Source organism: Pseudomonas avellanae BPIC 631 (assembly GCF_000444135.1).
Classification (GTDB): Bacteria; Pseudomonadota; Gammaproteobacteria; order Pseudomonadales; family Pseudomonadaceae; genus Aquipseudomonas; species Aquipseudomonas avellanae.
On sequence record NZ_ATDK01000231.1, the window covers coordinates 1 to 16,629 of the forward strand.

The window sequence follows — 16,629 nt, forward strand, 5'->3', positions numbered from 1 at the left end:
CTGCTGCTAAGCTTATCCACAATTGCTGGGACAGAAATCAGCAATCCGTCCTGGGTCAATTTTCAATCGGCAGGGTGGGTCAGTTTTCAATCAGCGCCAACAGGTGGGTACACAGAGTCTGAGCGAGCGAGCGCTCGCGACTCGAGCAGCGCTAGACCCTCGAACAGTCCGCAGGTACCGCCTACTTCGACGGCTCCTGCCGGGCGTGAAATGCTTTTGCTACGGTCCACGGAGTTGTTGCGCCGAACCAGAGAGCGGCTCGAGCAGAGCTTTTCGACAGCGGAGGAAGACAAGCAGCAGGCTACTAGCATCGTTCAACGTGGCAGAACGAGGGTCAGGTCAGGGGCTGGTCTTCATCGGTTAGAAATACTTACTCACCAATCTGTGGAACGCGGCTGTTCATCGTCCAAGGCCTTGAGTAGTTCAGATGACGACGTGTCCTCTGCTGAGTCCTCTGAGGCGGATATCGACGCAGTATTTAACTATAGAATTGCAGCGTTGAATAATGCGAACGCTAGTCAATCTTGTATGGGCTTGGCAATCCAATGGCTGCGATTGCGTGATGAGGGGGAGGCGAGTTACAGAATGGAGGCGCTGGATCTTGACCATGCTTCGGACATCCAGAACCAATACGAAAATGCAGCAGGTTCAGTGAGCGGGTCGCGGGAGCAGCGAGAAGCAGGTCGAATATCGGCGCGCAAAACCCTTTTGCGAAGTCAAGATTTGCAGCCTGTAGGTGAACCCTCGGTATTCCATGCGGATCGGCAATCGACCGCATTGCAAAAAATTGCGCGCGATGGTAGCGCCCATTTGATCAGCTTGTGCTTTGAAAACAATGGAAAGCGTGTAAGGCATGCCATCACTGCTTCCAGCTCCGAAGGCAGTGTGAACCTCTTTGATCCAAACTATGGCGAGTTCTCTAGCACTTTGCCGGAGTTGCCTTCGATGTTCCAGAATCTGATGACCAGATACGGCAGTCGACTGAATGGGCACCTGCAATTGGAGAGCATGGTTATTCAGCGTGTGCAGTGACGCAGCTCGATGTATAGGGATTTCAAAGTTCCTATACAGTGCAGTCCGCCGAAAAAGGCATCCTGGCCAAGTAACGTGGAGCTTACCGGGCTCGCAAGAAGACCCTGTCCGACGAACAGGCCGTCGCAGTCCGGCAACTGGGCTTCCGGGAACTGAAAGCCCAGTTGGCTCGTGAGTTCGGTATAAATAGGGAAACCCTCTACCAATACCTTCGCACGGATAACTGACACATGCCCCGTCGCTCGATCCTCTCGGCCAGTGAGCGCGACACCCTGCTTGCACTACCGGACAGCCAAGATGACCTTATCCGCTATTACACCTTCAACGAGTCCGACCTGTCGCTGATCCGTCAGCGACGGGGTGATGCCAATCGCCTCGGCTTTGCCGTGCAACTTTGTCTGTTGCGCTACCCTGGTTACGCGCTGGCCAGCGACAGCGTGTTGGCCGCTTCGATCAAACAGGGCACCGTCACCGCCTCGTTGATGTTGCGCAAACTGGGCAGTTACCCACGCCAGAACGGACTAGCCGTCGCCCTGCGGGAGTTGGGCCGTATCGAGCGCACGCTATTTATCCTGGACTGGCTGCAAAGTGCCGAGCTGCGCCGCCGTGTGCATGCAGGCCTGAACAAAGGCGAGGCGCGCAACGCCTTGGCCAGGGCGGTGTTCTTCAATAGCCTCGGTGAAATCAGGGATCGGAGCTTCGAGCAGCAGCGCTATAGGGCCAGCGGATTGGACCTGGTGACCGCTGCCATTGTGCTGTGGAACACGGTCTACCTGGAGCGGGCCACCCAAGGGCTGACTGAGGCCGGAAAGCCGGTGAATACCGATCTGTATAAGTAACTGTCGCCGTTGGGTTGGGAGCACATCAACCTGACCGGCGATTACGTCTGGCGGCAGAGCCGCAAGCTGGAAGACGGAAAATTCAGGCCGTTACGACAGCTCGGAAAACCTTAGCGTACGATTTTTTCCGAATTCTCTAGGCTCCCCAGAAGCAGCCTGTCGCCGATGATCGCATTCGAGCCTTCCGACGTTCATGGATAACTGGTTCTGGTTAGAAGCCTACGGCAGCTATCTGAACCCTTCCGCTCTGGCACTAACGACGGCCACTGCCTATGGACATCGAAGACCTAATTTAAACCCTCACAAATATTCATCCAAATCGATGTCCATGGGTTGACATTTTTCCTTTACATCGATGAAGCGTTTGCCGATCTGACGGGCATACCGGGCGACATGACCGAATTTGGCCGACGCATCCGGTCGAAAATCCTCAAATGCACCGGTATACCAGTTGGCGTTGGCATTGGGCCTACCAAGACGCTTGCCAAGCTGGCGAACCACACCGCTAAGAGACTGCTGGCCCAAACAGGTGGCGTCGTTGACATCTGCGACCTGCACAAGCGCAACTGGGTGCTGCGCAATACGTGTGTGTCAGAGGTGTGGGGAGTGGGAAAGAAGATGAAAGCGCATCTGGAGGCCATGAACATCCGAAGCGCAATGGATTTGGCCAATGCTGACGCGCGTACCCTACGTACCAAATTCAGTGTCGTCATTGAAAAGACTGCGCGAGAGCTGGCCGGCACGTCGTGCTTGGAAATGAGCGAAGCTGATCCGCCCAAACAGGAAATCTGCAGCAGTCGAATGTTTGGGCAGCGCCTGACCACCATCGAGCCGATCAAGGAAGCGGTGGCCGCCTACACGCAGCGCGCCGCTGAAAAACTGCGTGCCCAGAATTCACTGTGCAAGAAGATGCGCGTCAGTATCCGCACAGGTATGTTCAACCCGGATGAACCTAAATATGCGAATGGTGCGCTGGTCGAGCTGCCGTATCCCACCAATGGCGTGCGCTTGCTGACAAAGGGGGCAACTGAGGCGGTCAACCGGCTTTTCCGCCCAAGCTACAAGTAGAGCAAGGCCGAAGTGCTGCTGCTGGATCTTCGCCAGCCTGGCGAGTTTACGGATGACTTGTTCGCGGAGTCGCAGCCAGCAGCGGCAGAGAAGGTAATGGGTGTACTGGACGAGATCAATGCTCGTTGGGGGAGAGGTACGCTTAGAGCTGGGAGTGTGCCTTCCGATCCGGACTGGGCCATGCGCCGGGACTTGATGAGCAAAAGTTATACAACTCGACTGGATCAGTTGTGGGTGGTCAGGGCCGATTGATGTGTGCACTACTCGCGAGCATCACGTCGTTCATTTTTGTCAGGAGAGTGGTGTTCGTTGGCAGGACGCCAAAGGATGGAGAAAATGAGAATTGCGGCAAGATTCTAGAATTGCGGCAATTTAAACAAAAAAGGCCTACGCACTGAAAGCACGTAAGCCCTTGATATATATGTGGTGCCCCGAGCCAGGGTCGAACCGGCACGTCCAAAGGACGAGGGATTTTAAGCCCCATGAAGTGCCCTCCAATGGCGCAGTGATAGTCAGCGGATAACGCAGAAGCAATACTTGTCCCTATGAAGTGCTTTACTCAACAGCAGGCTGCTGTGGCAGCCTGCTGTTAAAGTCATCCTGTTTTAACGTTTCTTCGTAAGCGATCAGTGCTGATCCTTGAACGCAAGCCGGGACTCATGCAGCAGTGGCTCGGTATAGCCCGAAGGTTGTTCCATACCTTTGAATACCAGCGCGCAGGCGGCTTTGAAGGCGGCGGAGTTCTTGAAGTCTTTGGTCATCGGCCGGTAGTGAGAATCGCCGGCATTCTGCCTGTCCACCACCTTGGCCATGCGCTCCAGTACATTTTGTATGTCCTCCTTGCCTGCGATGTCGTGCAGCAGCCAGTTGGCCATGTGCTGGCTGGAGATGCGCAGGGTCGCCCGGTCTTCCATCAGCCCGACATTATGGATATCCGGCACCTTGGAGCAGCCGATACCTTGCTCCACCCATCGCACAACGTAGCCCAGCAGGCCCTGTGCGTTGTTTTCCAGTTCTTCGAGAATCTGTTCGCGGGTCCACTCCGGTTTGCCCGCCATGGGAATGGTCAGCAGGTCGTCAAGCAACTCATCGCTGACATCAGCCAGTGCCTGTTGCTCGAGTTGCTCCTGAACCTGATGCACATCGACATGATGGTAATGCCACGCATGCAGTGTGGCGGCAGTGGGCGAAGGCACCCAGGCGGTGGTCGCGCCTGATTTCGGATGAGCGATTTTCTGTTCCAGCATGTCGGCCATGCGATCCGGCATCGCCCACATGCCCTTGCCGATCTGTGCCCGGCCGCGCAAGCCGCAGGCCAGACCGACCTGCACATTGTTGCGCTCGTAGGCCTTGATCCACGGCGTGTTTTTCATCTCGCCCTTGCGCAGTACGGGGCCTGCCTGCATGGCGCTGTGAATTTCATCGCCGGTGCGGTCGAGAAAACCGGTGTTGATAAACGCAACCCGTGCAGAAGCCGCATTGATACAGGCCTTGAGGTTGACGCTGGTGCGTCGCTCTTCGTCCATGATGCCCATCTTCAAGGTGTTGCGTGGCAGGTGCAGCACGTCCTCGATGCGGCTGAACAACTGGTCGGCAAACGCCACTTCGGCCGCGCCGTGCATTTTCGGTTTGACGATGTAAATGCTCCCGGCGCGGGAGTTGCCATGCCGGCTCAGGTCGTGCAGGCCGATCAGGCTGGTGATCACGCCGTCGAGAATGCCTTCGGGAATCTCCTTGTCGTCCTGGTCGACAATCGCCGGGTTGCTCATCAGGTGGCCAACGTTGCGAATCAACAGCAGCGAGCGACCGCGCAGCGTCAGTTCACCACCCGCTGCGGCGTGGTAAACGCGGTCGGGGTTGAGGCTGCGGGTGATGGCTTTGCCGCCTTTATCGAGGGTTTCGGTCAGGTCGCCTTTCATCAGGCCCAGCCAGTTGCGGTAGACCAGCACCTTGTCGTCAGCGTCAACGGCGGCGACCGAGTCTTCGCAGTCGACGATGGTCGACAGGGCCGATTCCAGCAGTAGGTCCTTGATGCCGGCGGCATCGGTCTTGCCGACCGGATGCTGCGGGTCGAACTGGATTTCGATATGCAGACCGTGATTCTTGAGCAGAATCGCCTGTGGCTGGTCAGGCTCACCTGTGAAACCGACGTATTTTTCCGGGTGTTGCAGAAGCGTCTGGCTGCCATCCGCCAGGGTGACGCGCAGCTCGCCTTCTTCAATGCGATAGCGGTTTGCGTCGCTATGGCTGCCGTTAGCAAGGGGCGCACTGGTGTCGAGCAGGTCGCGGGCAAACGCGATGACCTTCGCGCCGCGCAGCGGATTATACCCGGCGCGGATTTCAGCGCCGTTGCTGGTCGAGATCACGTCGGTGCCGTACAGCGCGTCGTACAGCGAGCCCCAGCGTGCATTGGCAGCATTCAGCGCATAGCGCGCGTTGCTGGCGGGCACTACAAGTTGCGGTCCCGCCTGCTCGCTGATTTCCAGATCGACATTGGCGGTGGTGGCTGCAACGTGTTCCGGCACGGGTTGCAGGTAGCCAATCGAGTGCAGAAACTCGCGGTAGGCGGGCATGTCGGTGATCGGCCCGGGGTGCGCCTTGTACCATTTGTCCAGTTGGCCCTGCAAACGCTCGCGTTCGGCGAGCAGCTCGCGGTTGACTGGCGCGAGGTCATGAACCAGCGCATCGAAGCCTTTCCAGAATGCCTCTGGTTCCAGGTCAGTACCGGGCAGCACTTCTTCATCGACAAAACGTTGCAGGCTGACGGCGACCTTTAGGCGTTGGCATTTGACGAAATCGGTCATCGAGTGGGCTCCATGTAGGGGGCGTGTTATGGGGCGTATGGCAGGTAGTTCTGATGAGCGCGCTCAGTCGGCATTCAGTGCCGCGATGCCTGCCTTGGCCACTTGTGCGTCCTGCTCGGCCTTGACGCCGGAAACGCCCACTGCGCCGATCACCTGACCGTCGACGATGACCGGCACGCCGCCTTCCAGCGAGGTCAGCAGCGGAGCGCTGAGAAAGGCCATGCGCCCGCTGTTGACCATCTCTTCATAGCCCTTGGACTCGCGTTTGCCGAGTGCCGAGGTGCGGGCCTTTTCAATCGAGATGTAACTGCTGATCGGCGAGGCGTCGTCCAGGCGCTCGAATGCCAGCAGGTGGCCGCCGTCATCCACGACAGCGATGGCCACTGCCCAGCCGTTGGCCTGAGCCTCGTCGCGCGCGGCACCGAGCATCAGGCTGACTTCGGTCTGGGTAAGGACGGCTTTGATTTTCATGGGGTTCTCCAGAGCAAGGGTTATTGACTATGAGTTCAGCTCGATTGAAGAGTGCCAAGGGCTTCGTCAATCAGTTCGATCCAGTGCCGGACCGGTGTCCGGTTGGCGCTTGCCAGATGGGGCTGGCAGCCAACATTTGCGGTGACGATCACCGCTGGCTTGCCGCTTTCCAGTGCGTTCATGCGGTTGTCGCGTAACTGGCGGGCCAGCACCGGTTGAGTGATCGAGTAAGTGCCCGCCGAGCCGCAGCACAAATGGCCATCCGCCACGCTGGCCAGGTTGAAGCCCAGCCGCGCCAGAACACGCTCGACCTCGCCTCCGAGTTTCTGTGCGTGCTGCAAGGTACACGGGCAGTGAAACGCCAGCCGTGTGTCGGCCTTGATGCCAAGGCTGTCCAGCGGCTCGTCGCGCAGGACTTCGACCAGGTCTTTGGTTCGGGCGCTGATGTGTGCGGCCTTGTCGGCATAGGCCGGGTCGTCGTGCAACAGATGACCGTAATCCTTGACGAAGGCGCCGCAGCCGCTGGCGGTCTGGACGATGGTTTCAGCACCGCCCTGAATGGCCGGCCACCAGGCATCGATATTACGCCGCGCCCGATCCAGCCCTGCCGCCTGTGCATTCAAGTGGTAGTCCACTGCGCCGCAGCAGCCGGCCTCGCGGATCGGGCTGACGCTGATGCCGAGGCGATCCAGCACCCGTGCGGTGGCCGCATTGGTATTGGGCGACAGACCGGGCTGTACGCAGCCCTCCAGCAGCAGAATGCTTCGAGCATGGCGGGGTGCCGGACGCAGCCCGGCAGTCTGCGAAGTCGCCGGCAGTTTGCTTTTCAGCGCCTCGGGCAACAGCGGCCTGAAGGTCATGCCCAGCCCGGTCAGAAGTTTGAACAGCCCGGCATTGGGCACGACCTTGCGCAAGCCTTCGCGCAACAAGCGCTGGCCAAGTGGCCGGGGCACAACGGCATCGACTGCGGCCCGCCCGATGTCCAGCAGGTTGTGATAATCCACGCCCGACGGGCAGGTGGTCTCGCAATTACGACAGCTCAGGCAGCGGTCCAGGTGCAACTGGGTTTTTTCCGTGACTTGCTGGCCTTCCAGTACTTGTTTGATCAGGTAGATCCGCCCACGCGGCCCGTCCAGCTCATCGCCGAGCAGTTGATAGGTGGGGCAGGTGGCGTTGCAAAAGCCGCAGTGCACGCAACTGCGCAGGATGCGTTCGGCTTCTTCGGCGCGGGGCTGCGTTCGGGCGTATTCGCTCAAGGTGGTCTGCATGCTTTAAAGCTCCCTGTACAGTCGGGCGGGGTTGAAAATGCCCTGCGGGTCGAGCCGGGTCTTGAGGGCCTGGTGATAGCGCAGCAGCGGCGCGGTCAAGGGATGAAAAGGGCTGTCGTCCCGGCCCTGGCTGTAACAGGTCGCATGCCCGCCGACCGAGGCTGTCATGGCCCGGATGGCGTCGCCGCTGGCTTCGGATTTCAGCCAGCGCTGTGCGCCGCCCCAGTCGATCAGTTGTTCGCCCGGCAGGTCGAGCACGCCCGTGTCGGCAGGCACACAAACCCGCCACAGCGGGCGAGGGTCGAGAAAGAACGGCAGGCGCTGTTCGTTCAACTGCTGCCAGTACGTGGCGTCGATCAGTTCGCCGCCGAGTCGCTCGTGCGCGGCTGCCACCGAGCCTTCGCCGCCTTCAAGGCGCAATCGCAGCACGCGACCGTCGTGGCTGGCAGCGCTGATCGGCATCGGTTGCTGACCCCATTCGGCAAGGCAGGCCAGCGCGCGAGCGCTGTCCATTTCCAGCGCGATGCTGCTGCACAGACGCGGTTTGGGCAGCACTTTGAGTGACACCTCGGTCAACACGCCAAGGCAGCCGAAACTGCCGGTCAGCAGACGCGAGACGTCATAGCCGGCAACGTTTTTCATGACTTCGCCGCCGAAACGCAGGTGCTTGCCCAGGCCGGTGATCAGCCGCGTGCCCAGCACGAAATCACGCACCGATCCGCTCCACGGGCGGCGCGGACCCGACAGACCGGCAGCGACCACGCCGCCGAGTGTCGTCGCGCCAATGTCGGGCGGCTCGCATGGCAGCATCTGCCCTGCGGCGTCCAGCGCCTGCAACACCTCGCTCAGCGGTGTACCGGCGCGGGCAGTGATCACCAGCTCTGTCGGGTCATAGCTGACAATGCCGCGATGCGCGCGGGTGTCGAGCGGTTCGCCGGTGACCTCACGACCGAGGAATGCCTTGCTGTTGCCGCCCCGGATGCGCAGCGGCGTATTGTCCTGCAGCGCCTGATTGACCTGTTCGAGCAGCGCCTGGCTGGCGTCCCTGTCCACTGTATTCATCAGAAACGCTCCAGTTCAGGGAAGGGCAACTGGCCTGCGTGGATGTGCATGGCGCCGAACTCCGCGCAGCGCTGCAGGGTCGGGATGTTCTTGCCGGGGTTGAGCATGCCGCTTTCGTCGAACGCCGCCTTGATGGCATGAAAGAAGGTCAGTTCGTCGCTGTTGAACTGCGCGCACATCTGATTGATTTTCTCGCGGCCGACGCCGTGTTCGCCGGTGATGCTGCCGCCGACCTCGACACACAGTTCCAGAATCTTGCCGCCCAGCGCCTCGGCGCGCTGCAGTTCACCCGGCTGATTGGCGTCGAACAGGATCAACGGATGCATGTTGCCATCACCGGCATGAAACACATTGGCGACGCGCAGGCCGTATTGTCCGGAGAGTTCGCTGATGCCGCGCAGTACCCCCGGCAATGCGCGGCGCGGAATGGTCCCGTCCATGCAGTAGTAATCCGGCGACAGGCGGCCAACGGCGGGGAAGGCGTTCTTGCGTCCGGCCCAGAAACGCACCCGTTCGGCTTCGTCTTTGGCTTGGCGTACTTCGGTCGCGCCAGCCTGGGTCAGCACCTCGCGAACCCGCTCGCAATCGGCATGGACATCGGCTTCGACGCCGTCCAGTTCGCATAGCAGAATGGCTTTGGCGTCGACCGGGTAGCCCGCGTGAATGAAGTCTTCTGCGGCGCGAATCGCCAGGTTGTCCATCATTTCCAGGCCGCCGGGAATAATGCCCGCCGCGATGATATCGGCCACTGCACGGCCAGCTTTTTCCACCGAATCGAACGCGGCGAGCAACACTTTGGCCACCTGCGGTCGGGGCAGCAGCTTGACCGTGACTTCGGTGATGATCCCGAGCATGCCTTCGGAGCCGGTGAACAAGGCCAGCAGGTCGAAGCCCGGCGAGTCCAGCGTATCGCTGCCCAGCGTCATGGCTTCGCCTTCGACGGTGAGGATCTCGACTTTGAGCAGGTTGTGCACGGTCAGGCCGTATTTGAGGCAGTGCACGCCGCCTGCGTTTTCCGCCACGTTGCCACCGATGGAGCAGGCGATTTGCGACGAAGGGTCGGGGGCGTAATAAAGCCCGTGAGGCGCAGCCGCCTGGGAAATGGCCAGGTTGCGCACGCCGGGCTGTACCCGCGCGAGCCGCGCGGCCGGGTCGATAGCGAGGATCTGGTTGAAGCGCGCCATCACCAGCAGCACACCTTTTTCCAGGGGCAGCGCGCCGCCCGACAAGCCGGTGCCCGCACCTCGGGCAACCACTGGCACGCGATGCGCGTGGCACAGCTGCAGCAGCGTCTGCACTTCTTCAAGGTGACGCGGCATTACCACCAGCATCGGCGTGGCGCGGTAAGCCGACAACCCGTCGCACTCGTAAGGCCGCAGCTCTTCGGTGCGGTGCAATACGTCCAGGTCGGGCAGTTGGCGTCGCAGCTCATCGAGCAATTGCTGCTTGTCGACAGCGGGCAGCACGCCGTCAATGCGTTCGTCGTAGAGAATATTCATCAGGCCACCCAGCATTGTTTTTATCGGGTTAACGCATCGTAGCTCATTCGGTGCAAGGCTTGAGTTGACAGGTGAGGGCGGATCGCGCAATTTACGCATTGCGTAATGCGGTTACAAAAATAACAACAGGCAATGTTCCGTGCGTTGAGCAGGCGACTTCCGTGGACCTATTCACTTATTACCGTTCGACATCCAGCTACCGCGTGCGCATCGCGCTGGCCCTCAAAGGGCTGGAGTACACCGCGATCCCGGTCAACCTGCTGCTTGGTGGCGGTGAGCAGCGCACACCCGGCTACAAGGCCGTCAACCCGCAGGGCAGGGTGCCTGCATTGAGGCTCGACGATGGCGGGGTCATCACGCAGTCACTGGCGATCATTGAATACCTGGAAGAGCGCTATCCACAGCCAGCACTGTTGGCAGAGGACCTTGTGCAGCGCGCTCGCCAACGGGCAGTGGCGGCGTTGATCGGCTGTGACATCCATCCGTTGCACAACGTTTCGGTGCTCGATCGGTTGCGTGGTCTGGGCCATGATGAGCCGGTTATTCTCGCCTGGATCGGTCACTGGATCGGCGAAGGCCTGCAGGCCGTCGAGCAGTTGATAGCTGAGGATGGTTTCTGCTTGGGTGCCAGCCCGGGCCTGGCGGATATTTACCTGTTACCCCAGTTGTACGCAGCCCATCGCTATAACGTGGACCTGAGTGCGTACCCGCGTATTCAGCGAGTCGAACGCCTGGCGTTGCAATACCCGGCCTTTCAACGGGCACATCCTGATGCACAACCGGACAAGCCGGAGTAGGCTGCCCTCATGAAGCATTTTGGTCTGCAACTCATCTTTGGTGACTTCCTCGCGCGCAGCGTGCGAGGAATTCCGTGTGCGCCGCCCGCAGGACAGTGATCGCGTCGATTGCTCACTCTCACTTTCCTGCAAGGAGCCAGTCATGGCTGATCTCAACGAAGCTGACAAGTACAAAAACCCGATGGGCCTGATGGGCTTTGAATTCATCGAATTCGCCTCACCGACCCCCAATAGCCTTGAGCCCGTCTTCCTGATGATGGGCTTCACCAAGGTCGCGACCCACCGTTCCAAGGACGTGACCCTGTATCGCCAGGGCGCGATCAACCTGATCCTCAACAACGAGCCGCACAGCCTGGCGTCGTATTTCGCGGCCGAGCACGGGCCTTCGGTGTGCGGCATGGCGTTCCGCGTCAAGGACGAGCAGCACGCCTATAACCGGGCACTGGAACTGGGTGCGCAGCCGCTGGAGATTGCCACTGGCCCCATGGAATTGCGCTTGCCTGCCATCAAGGGTATTGGCGGTGCGCCGTTGTACCTCATCGACCGGTTTGGCGAAGGCACGTCGATCTACGACATCGATTTCAACTTTATTGAAGGTGTTGACCGTCATCCGGTCGGCGCGGGCTTGAAATTCATCGATCACCTGACCCATAACGTGTATCGCGGGCGCATGGCGTACTGGGCGAATTTCTATGAAAAGCTATTCAACTTCCGCGAACTGCGCTACTTCGACATCAAGGGCGAATACACCGGCCTGACGTCCAAGGCCATGACCGCGCCGGATGGCATGATCCGCATCCCGCTGAACGAAGAGTCGTCCAAGGGCGCAGGGCAGATCGAAGAGTTCCTGATGCAGTTCAACGGTGAAGGCATCCAGCACGTGGCGTTCTTCACCGATGACCTGATCAAGACCTGGGATGCGCTGAAAGCCACCGGCATGCGCTTCATGACCGCACCGCCGGACACCTACTACGAAATGCTCCAGGGCCGTTTGCCTGATCACGGCGAGCCGGAAACCGAACTCAAGTCGCGCGGCATCCTCCTGGACGGCTCATCGGAAGGCGGCGAGCGTCGGCTGCTGTTGCAGATATTCTCCGCCACCCTGATGGGGCCGGTGTTCTTCGAGTTCATCCAGCGCAAGGGCGACGACGGTTTTGGCGAAGGCAACTTCAAGGCGCTGTTCGAATCCATCGAGCGCGACCAGATCCAGCGCGGCGTGCTGACGCCGGATTGACTGACTTACTTGTGCCGATGAGTCCAGAAAGTTGAGTTCCTGCAGGAGCAGACCGGGCAACGCTTCGCTTGTCCGCGATCTGCCGGGAACCGGCAGCAAACCCGGCTGCCTCGGTGTACCAGACACAGCCGAGGTCGCCGGTTCCAGGGCTGCTTTGCAGCCCATCGCAGCCGTCGTCACCTCCTGAAGCTCCCACGCCCTCCGGGCAGAAGCCCTGTTCTCCACGCCCAACGAGACTCAGGCATGACAATGATCGCCAGAACCAAGGGGCGAGAACGGTCGTGACTCAGCTGCGCAAGTGGTTGCCCCCCATACGCTCACTGATCGCGGTCGCTGTTTCCAAAAGACGTCGCGCCGCCTGACCCTGCGCCTCATCGTTCAACACCGACCCCGGCCCGACCACGGTGATCACGCCCACCAGCTTGTTGCCCATCGCAAACAGCGGCGAGGACGCTGCATTGATGCCCGGCATCAGCATGCCCTGAATCTGATGCACGCCAGTACTGCGGATCTGCTTGATGTGGCGCTCGACCTCGTGCAACTGATCAGCACTCAGACGAGGCGTCTCCTGCTCGCGCAGCAGCGCCGTTTCACCCTGAGCCAGAAAGCTGTCGAACACCAGGCCGGTAGACGAGCTGAGCAACGGCAGCACCGAGCCGATTTGTGTCACCAGCGTCACCGCGCCCATCGACGGCTCGACATACACCACCGTCGGGCCTTTGTTGCCCCACACGGCCAAAAAGCAGGTCTGATCGAGTTCGTCACGCAGGCTGGCCAGCCACGGCGCCGACACTTTCAGCACGTCCAGCTTGCCCAGCGACGCCAACCCGACCTGCAGCGCCTCGCGGCCCAGCCCGTAATGGTTGTTGACGGCGTCCTGCTCGGCAAAGCCGCTGGCGATCAACGCCTGCAGGTAGCGATGGACTTTGCTGGGCGGCATGCCCAGATGTTCGGCCAGCTTTGACAGGGACGTGGAGGGCGACAGTTCAGCGAGCGCCTTGAGCACGCCCAGGCCGACTTCGGCAGCCTGAACCTTCTGCTGGCGTCCGCCTGCCGGGCTTTCGGTTTCTTGAGTCATGGTCATGCGCCCGTCTGGAGAGGCAGCTTTATAGCTTGACCGGCTTTCAAACTCAAATTACGTTATGCGTAATTGTTTTACGATGTTTCATTTATTGCTGTGTGACCCAATAACAACAAGAGGTCCAGATGGCTATTCATTCCAGTTTCGACGCATTGGCCTGTCAATCGGGCTTCGCCAACCAGTTCAGCAGCGAGGCGCTGCCTGGCGCCCTGCCGATCGGCCAGAACTCGCCCCAGAAACACCCGCTGGGCCTGTATGCCGAGCAGTTCTCAGGGACCGCTTTCACTGTCGCCCGCAGCGACGCCCGACGGACCTGGCTGTACCGCATCAAACCGTCGGCGGCTCATCCGCGCTATCAACGCATGGACCGGCAAATCACTGGCCGTGAACAAGGCCCGATCAACCCCAATCGACTGCGTTGGAACGCGTTTGATATCCCGGCCGAGCCTGTCGATTTCATTGACGGGCTGATTGCGCTGGCCAGCACTTCAGCGGCAGATCAGGCCGAGGGCGTCAGCGTTTATGTATACGCAGCCAATACGTCGATGCAGCGCGCGTTTTTCAGCGCTGACGGAGAATGGCTGATCGTGCCGCAACAGGGGCGACTCAGAGTCGTCACCGAGCTGGGTGTGCTGGACATCGGCCCGCTGGAAATCGCTGTGCTGCCGCGCGGCCTGAAATTCAGCGTGCAACTGCTCGACGGCAGCGCTCGGGGTTACCTGTGCGAGAACCACGGCTGCGCCCTGCGCCTGCCGGAACTGGGACCGATCGGCAGTAATGGTCTGGCCAACCCGCGTGATTTTCTAACGCCCGTGGCCTGGTTTGAAGAGCGTGACGAGCCTGTGCAACTGGTGCAGAAATTTCTCGGCGAACTGTGGACGACGCAACTGGAACACTCGCCGTTCGATGTGGTGGGCTGGCACGGCAACAACGTGCCGTACACGTACGATCTGCGGCGTTTCAATACCATTGGTACGGTCAGCTACGATCACCCCGACCCGTCGATCTTCACCGTGCTGACCTCTCCAGGTGCCGTCCACGGGCAGGCCAACATTGATTTCGTGATCTTCCCGCCACGCTGGATGGTCGCTGAAAATACCTTCCGGCCGCCGTGGTTTCATCGCAACCTGATGAACGAATTCATGGGCCTGATCGACGGTGCTTACGACGCCAAGGCCGAGGGCTTCATGCCGGGTGGCTCGTCGCTGCACAACTGCATGAGCGCCCACGGCCCGGATAATGTCACCGCGGAAAAAGCCATCGCTGCCGACCTGAAACCGCACAAGATCGAAAACACCATGGCGTTCATGTTCGAGACCGGCAAAGTGCTGCGCCCCAGCCTGCATGCGCTGGCGTGCCCGCAGTTGCAGGCCGATTACGATGCCTGCTGGAACGGCATGGCCAGAACTTTCAACAAGGAATCATTCTGATGAGCGCCTCTTCACATCGCCGCAGCTGGGTCGCGTCGGCCAATGGTCACGCCGATTTTCCGCTGCAGAACCTGCCGCTGGGTGTGTTCAGCCACGGTGACACCGGCCTACGCGGCGGCGTGGCCATCGGCGAGCTGATTGTTGATCTGCGTGCAGCGTTGGCCGCCGGGTTCTTTCAGGGCCCGGCTGCGCAAGCGGCCGAGGTCGCCAGCCGCGATCAGCTCAATGATTTCTTCGCGTTGGGCGCGGCAGCCCGGCAGGCATTGCGCACCGCTTTGTTACAACTGCTGGATGAAAACAGCCCGCAACACGATCTTCTGCAAGCCACAACCGGCGTGCTGCTACCCATGAGCGAGTGCACGATGCACCTGCCGGCGCAGGTCGGTGACTACACCGATTTCTATGTGGGCATTCACCATGCGCTGAATGTCGGCAAGCTGTTCCGCCCGGACAACCCCTTGCTGCCCAACTACAAGTACGTGCCCATCGGCTATCACGGCCGGGCTTCGACCCTGTGCATTTCCGGCACACCCATCAGACGGCCCAACGGCCAGACCCTGGCGCCCGGTCAGGACGCCCCGGCCCTGGGCTCTTGCAAACGACTGGATTACGAGCTGGAGCTGGGCGTATGGATCGGGCCAGGCAACGCGCAGGGCGACGCCATCGGCATTGATCGCGCAGCCGAGCACATCGCCGGTTTTTGCCTGCTCAACGACTGGTCGGCGCGTGACATTCAGGCCTGGGAATACCAGCCGCTGGGCCCGTTTCTGTCCAAGAGTTTCGCCACTACGATTTCGCCCTGGGTGATCACCGCCGAAGCCCTCGAACCGTTTCGCAGCCCTCAGCCGCCGCGACCGGAGGGCGATCCGCAGCCGCTGCCGTACCTGTCTGACCAGAACGATCAACTGCGCGGGGCGCTGGACATCGAGCTGGAGGTCTTGCTGCTTACCAAACGGATGAAAACCCAGAGGCTGGCGCCTCATCGACTGGGCTTGAGCAACTCATTGAACATGTACTGGACCGTCGCGCAGATGGTTGCGCATCACAGCGTCAACGGCTGCAAGCTGCAAGCGGGCGATCTGCTCGGCACCGGCACGTTGTCCGGCCCCCAGGCGGGCCAGTTCGGCAGCCTGCTGGAAATGACCGAGGGCGGCAAACAGTCCGTGACGTTACCCGGTGGTGAAACACGAACGTTTCTGGAGAACGGCGACGAGGTGATTCTGCGTGCCCGGTGTCATCGCGAAGGGCAGGTATCGATTGGCTTTGGCGAGTGCCGGGGCAGGGTGACGGGTTGAGCGATTGCTCGGTCAACCGGGTATTTCGTACCAGCCGAGGAACATGTTCAGGGCTGACTCGACCACATTGCTCTGTTCTTGCGGGGTGAGCAATGCGGCATTGAAGGTCACTTGCGGCCAGAACGCGAACGACTTGAGCAGGGCGTGCATCTGCGTCGCTGCAAAGCCTGGATCGACCGCTTTCAGGCGGCCGTCCTTTTGCGCGGCGCGAATCCAGGCGCTGAAGGTTTCTTCGCGCTCGTTGATGCGTGCCATCCACACCTGAGCACGTTCCGGCGAGTGTATCGTGGCACCTACCACTACCCGCGCAAGGTCCAGAAAACTGCTGTCAGTGAGGTTGCGTATTTTGCCCCAGAGCAATTCCAGCAGTTGCTCGCGCAGGCCGACGTGCGGGCGATAAACCACCTCCGATTGCGGCGGAGCGCAGTTCCACAGGCGCTGAAGCATTTCGGCGAACAGTTCTTCCTTGCTGGGAAAGTGGTTGTACACCGTGCGTTTGGAAACCTGTGCCCGTGCGGCGATACGGTCCATGCTGGTGATCTCGAAACCACGATCGCCAAACTCGGCAATGGCCGCCTGGACGATGGACTCGCGTTTCTGATCGGTGAGGCGCATGGGTTCGGTCATAGGTTCGCTTCAAACGTGTGTTTAGAGAAAATTACACTCGGCAGTTTACTTGTCGCCAAGGATCATGCAAGCTTAAAACTATACCGTGTAGTGTAAAACACTGTTACATATTTTTCATCGGA

Annotated in this window: 12 protein-coding genes and 4 pseudogenes; 9 read left to right on the forward strand and 7 right to left on the reverse strand. The window is 60.2% G+C overall.

The features are described from left to right. Positions 1–210 precede the first annotated feature (210 nt). The 5 genes and pseudogenes from DW49_RS0111585 to DW49_RS01000000128285 form a co-directional block, all read left to right on the forward strand. Positions 211–1,032, forward strand: a complete 822-nt coding sequence (locus tag DW49_RS0111585) for a C58 family peptidase (protein WP_024420767.1) — start codon at positions 211–213, stop codon at positions 1,030–1,032. A gap of 74 nt (positions 1,033–1,106) precedes the next feature. Then, a pseudogene (locus DW49_RS1000000130035) lies at positions 1,107–1,259 on the forward strand (helix-turn-helix domain-containing protein); the annotation flags it as partial. Between the two features lie 3 nt (positions 1,260–1,262). Next, positions 1,263–1,472: pseudogene (locus DW49_RS1000000134225) on the forward strand (DUF4158 domain-containing protein); the annotation flags it as partial. Then, positions 1,473–1,985: pseudogene (locus DW49_RS0111590) on the forward strand (Tn3 family transposase); the annotation flags it as partial. A gap of 237 nt (positions 1,986–2,222) precedes the next feature. Next, positions 2,223–3,191: pseudogene (locus tag DW49_RS01000000128285) on the forward strand (DUF4113 domain-containing protein); the annotation flags it as partial. A gap of 374 nt (positions 3,192–3,565) precedes the next feature. Here DW49_RS01000000128285 and DW49_RS0111600 read toward each other — a convergent pair. From DW49_RS0111600 to glcD, 5 genes are all read right to left on the reverse strand, one after another. Beyond that, positions 3,566–5,743 carry a malate synthase G gene (locus DW49_RS0111600; RefSeq protein ID WP_005619320.1) on the reverse strand — a complete coding sequence of 726 codons (2,178 nt, stop codon included), beginning with the start codon at positions 5,741–5,743 and terminating at the stop codon, positions 3,566–3,568. A gap of 63 nt (positions 5,744–5,806) precedes the next feature. Beyond that, positions 5,807–6,214 carry a heme-binding protein gene (locus DW49_RS0111605; protein WP_005619318.1) on the reverse strand — a complete coding sequence of 136 codons (408 nt, stop codon included), beginning with the start codon at positions 6,212–6,214 and terminating at the stop codon, positions 5,807–5,809. A 35-nt stretch (positions 6,215–6,249) separates the two neighbouring features. Further along, on the reverse strand, positions 6,250–7,482 hold the full coding sequence (gene glcF / locus DW49_RS0111610) for a glycolate oxidase subunit GlcF (protein ID WP_005619317.1): 1,233 nt from the start codon (positions 7,480–7,482) through the stop codon (positions 6,250–6,252). A 3-nt stretch (positions 7,483–7,485) separates the two neighbouring features. Next, complete coding sequence (glcE, locus tag DW49_RS0111615; protein WP_024419701.1) at positions 7,486–8,544, reverse strand: glycolate oxidase subunit GlcE; 1,059 nt, start codon at positions 8,542–8,544, stop codon at positions 7,486–7,488. After that, on the reverse strand, positions 8,544–10,043 hold the full coding sequence (glcD, locus tag DW49_RS0111620; protein WP_024419700.1) for a glycolate oxidase subunit GlcD: 1,500 nt from the start codon (positions 10,041–10,043) through the stop codon (positions 8,544–8,546). The genes glcE and glcD overlap by 1 nt, the downstream gene beginning before the upstream one ends. A gap of 161 nt (positions 10,044–10,204) precedes the next feature. Here glcD and maiA point away from each other — a divergent pair, with 161 nt between their 5' ends. Both maiA and hppD read left to right on the forward strand, forming a co-directional pair. Then, positions 10,205–10,840: a maleylacetoacetate isomerase gene (gene maiA, locus DW49_RS0111625; protein WP_005619312.1), complete on the forward strand. Its 636-nt coding sequence runs from the start codon at positions 10,205–10,207 to the stop codon at positions 10,838–10,840. A 142-nt stretch (positions 10,841–10,982) separates the two neighbouring features. Further along, a complete protein-coding gene (gene hppD, locus DW49_RS0111630) occupies positions 10,983–12,074 on the forward strand; it encodes a 4-hydroxyphenylpyruvate dioxygenase (protein ID WP_005619311.1) in 1,092 nt (363 codons plus the stop codon). Positions 12,075–12,360: 286 nt separating this feature from the next. Here hppD and DW49_RS0111635 read toward each other — a convergent pair whose 3' ends face one another. Beyond that, positions 12,361–13,158, reverse strand: a complete 798-nt coding sequence (locus DW49_RS0111635) for an IclR family transcriptional regulator (RefSeq protein WP_029768452.1) — start codon at positions 13,156–13,158, stop codon at positions 12,361–12,363. Positions 13,159–13,280: 122 nt separating this feature from the next. On the opposite strand from DW49_RS0111635, the gene hmgA reads away from it, so the two are divergent. Both hmgA and fahA read left to right on the forward strand, forming a co-directional pair. Then, positions 13,281–14,585, forward strand: coding sequence for a homogentisate 1,2-dioxygenase (hmgA, locus tag DW49_RS0111640; protein WP_005619309.1), 1,305 nt, complete (start codon positions 13,281–13,283; stop codon positions 14,583–14,585). Continuing rightward, on the forward strand, positions 14,585–15,880 hold the full coding sequence (gene fahA, locus DW49_RS0111645; protein WP_005619308.1) for a fumarylacetoacetase: 1,296 nt from the start codon (positions 14,585–14,587) through the stop codon (positions 15,878–15,880). The genes hmgA and fahA overlap by 1 nt, the downstream gene beginning before the upstream one ends. A gap of 12 nt (positions 15,881–15,892) precedes the next feature. Here fahA and DW49_RS0111650 read toward each other — a convergent pair whose 3' ends face one another. Further along, entirely contained in the window at positions 15,893–16,507 is a 615-nt protein-coding gene (locus DW49_RS0111650) for a TetR/AcrR family transcriptional regulator (RefSeq protein WP_005619307.1), read from the reverse strand. Positions 16,508–16,629: the final 122 nt, after the last annotated feature.

What these genes read in the sequence shown, in the direction of transcription:
- DW49_RS0111585 (WP_024420767.1), top strand. Translation starts at nt 211, where the DNA reads ATGCTTTTGCTACGGTCCACGGAGTTGTTGCGCCGAACCAGAGAGCGG.
- DW49_RS0111600 (WP_005619320.1), bottom strand. Translation starts at nt 5,743, where the DNA reads ATGACCGATTTCGTCAAATGCCAACGCCTAAAGGTCGCCGTCAGCCTG.
- DW49_RS0111605 (WP_005619318.1), bottom strand. Translation starts at nt 6,214, where the DNA reads ATGAAAATCAAAGCCGTCCTTACCCAGACCGAAGTCAGCCTGATGCTC.
- glcF (WP_005619317.1), bottom strand. Translation starts at nt 7,482, where the DNA reads ATGCAGACCACCTTGAGCGAATACGCCCGAACGCAGCCCCGCGCCGAA.
- glcE (WP_024419701.1), bottom strand. Translation starts at nt 8,544, where the DNA reads ATGAATACAGTGGACAGGGACGCCAGCCAGGCGCTGCTCGAACAGGTC.
- glcD (WP_024419700.1), bottom strand. Translation starts at nt 10,043, where the DNA reads ATGAATATTCTCTACGACGAACGCATTGACGGCGTGCTGCCCGCTGTC.
- hppD (WP_005619311.1), top strand. Translation starts at nt 10,983, where the DNA reads ATGGCTGATCTCAACGAAGCTGACAAGTACAAAAACCCGATGGGCCTG.
- DW49_RS0111635 (WP_029768452.1), bottom strand. Translation starts at nt 13,158, where the DNA reads ATGACCATGACTCAAGAAACCGAAAGCCCGGCAGGCGGACGCCAGCAG.
- hmgA (WP_005619309.1), top strand. Translation starts at nt 13,281, where the DNA reads ATGGCTATTCATTCCAGTTTCGACGCATTGGCCTGTCAATCGGGCTTC.
- fahA (WP_005619308.1), top strand. Translation starts at nt 14,585, where the DNA reads ATGAGCGCCTCTTCACATCGCCGCAGCTGGGTCGCGTCGGCCAATGGT.
- DW49_RS0111650 (WP_005619307.1), bottom strand. Translation starts at nt 16,507, where the DNA reads ATGACCGAACCCATGCGCCTCACCGATCAGAAACGCGAGTCCATCGTC.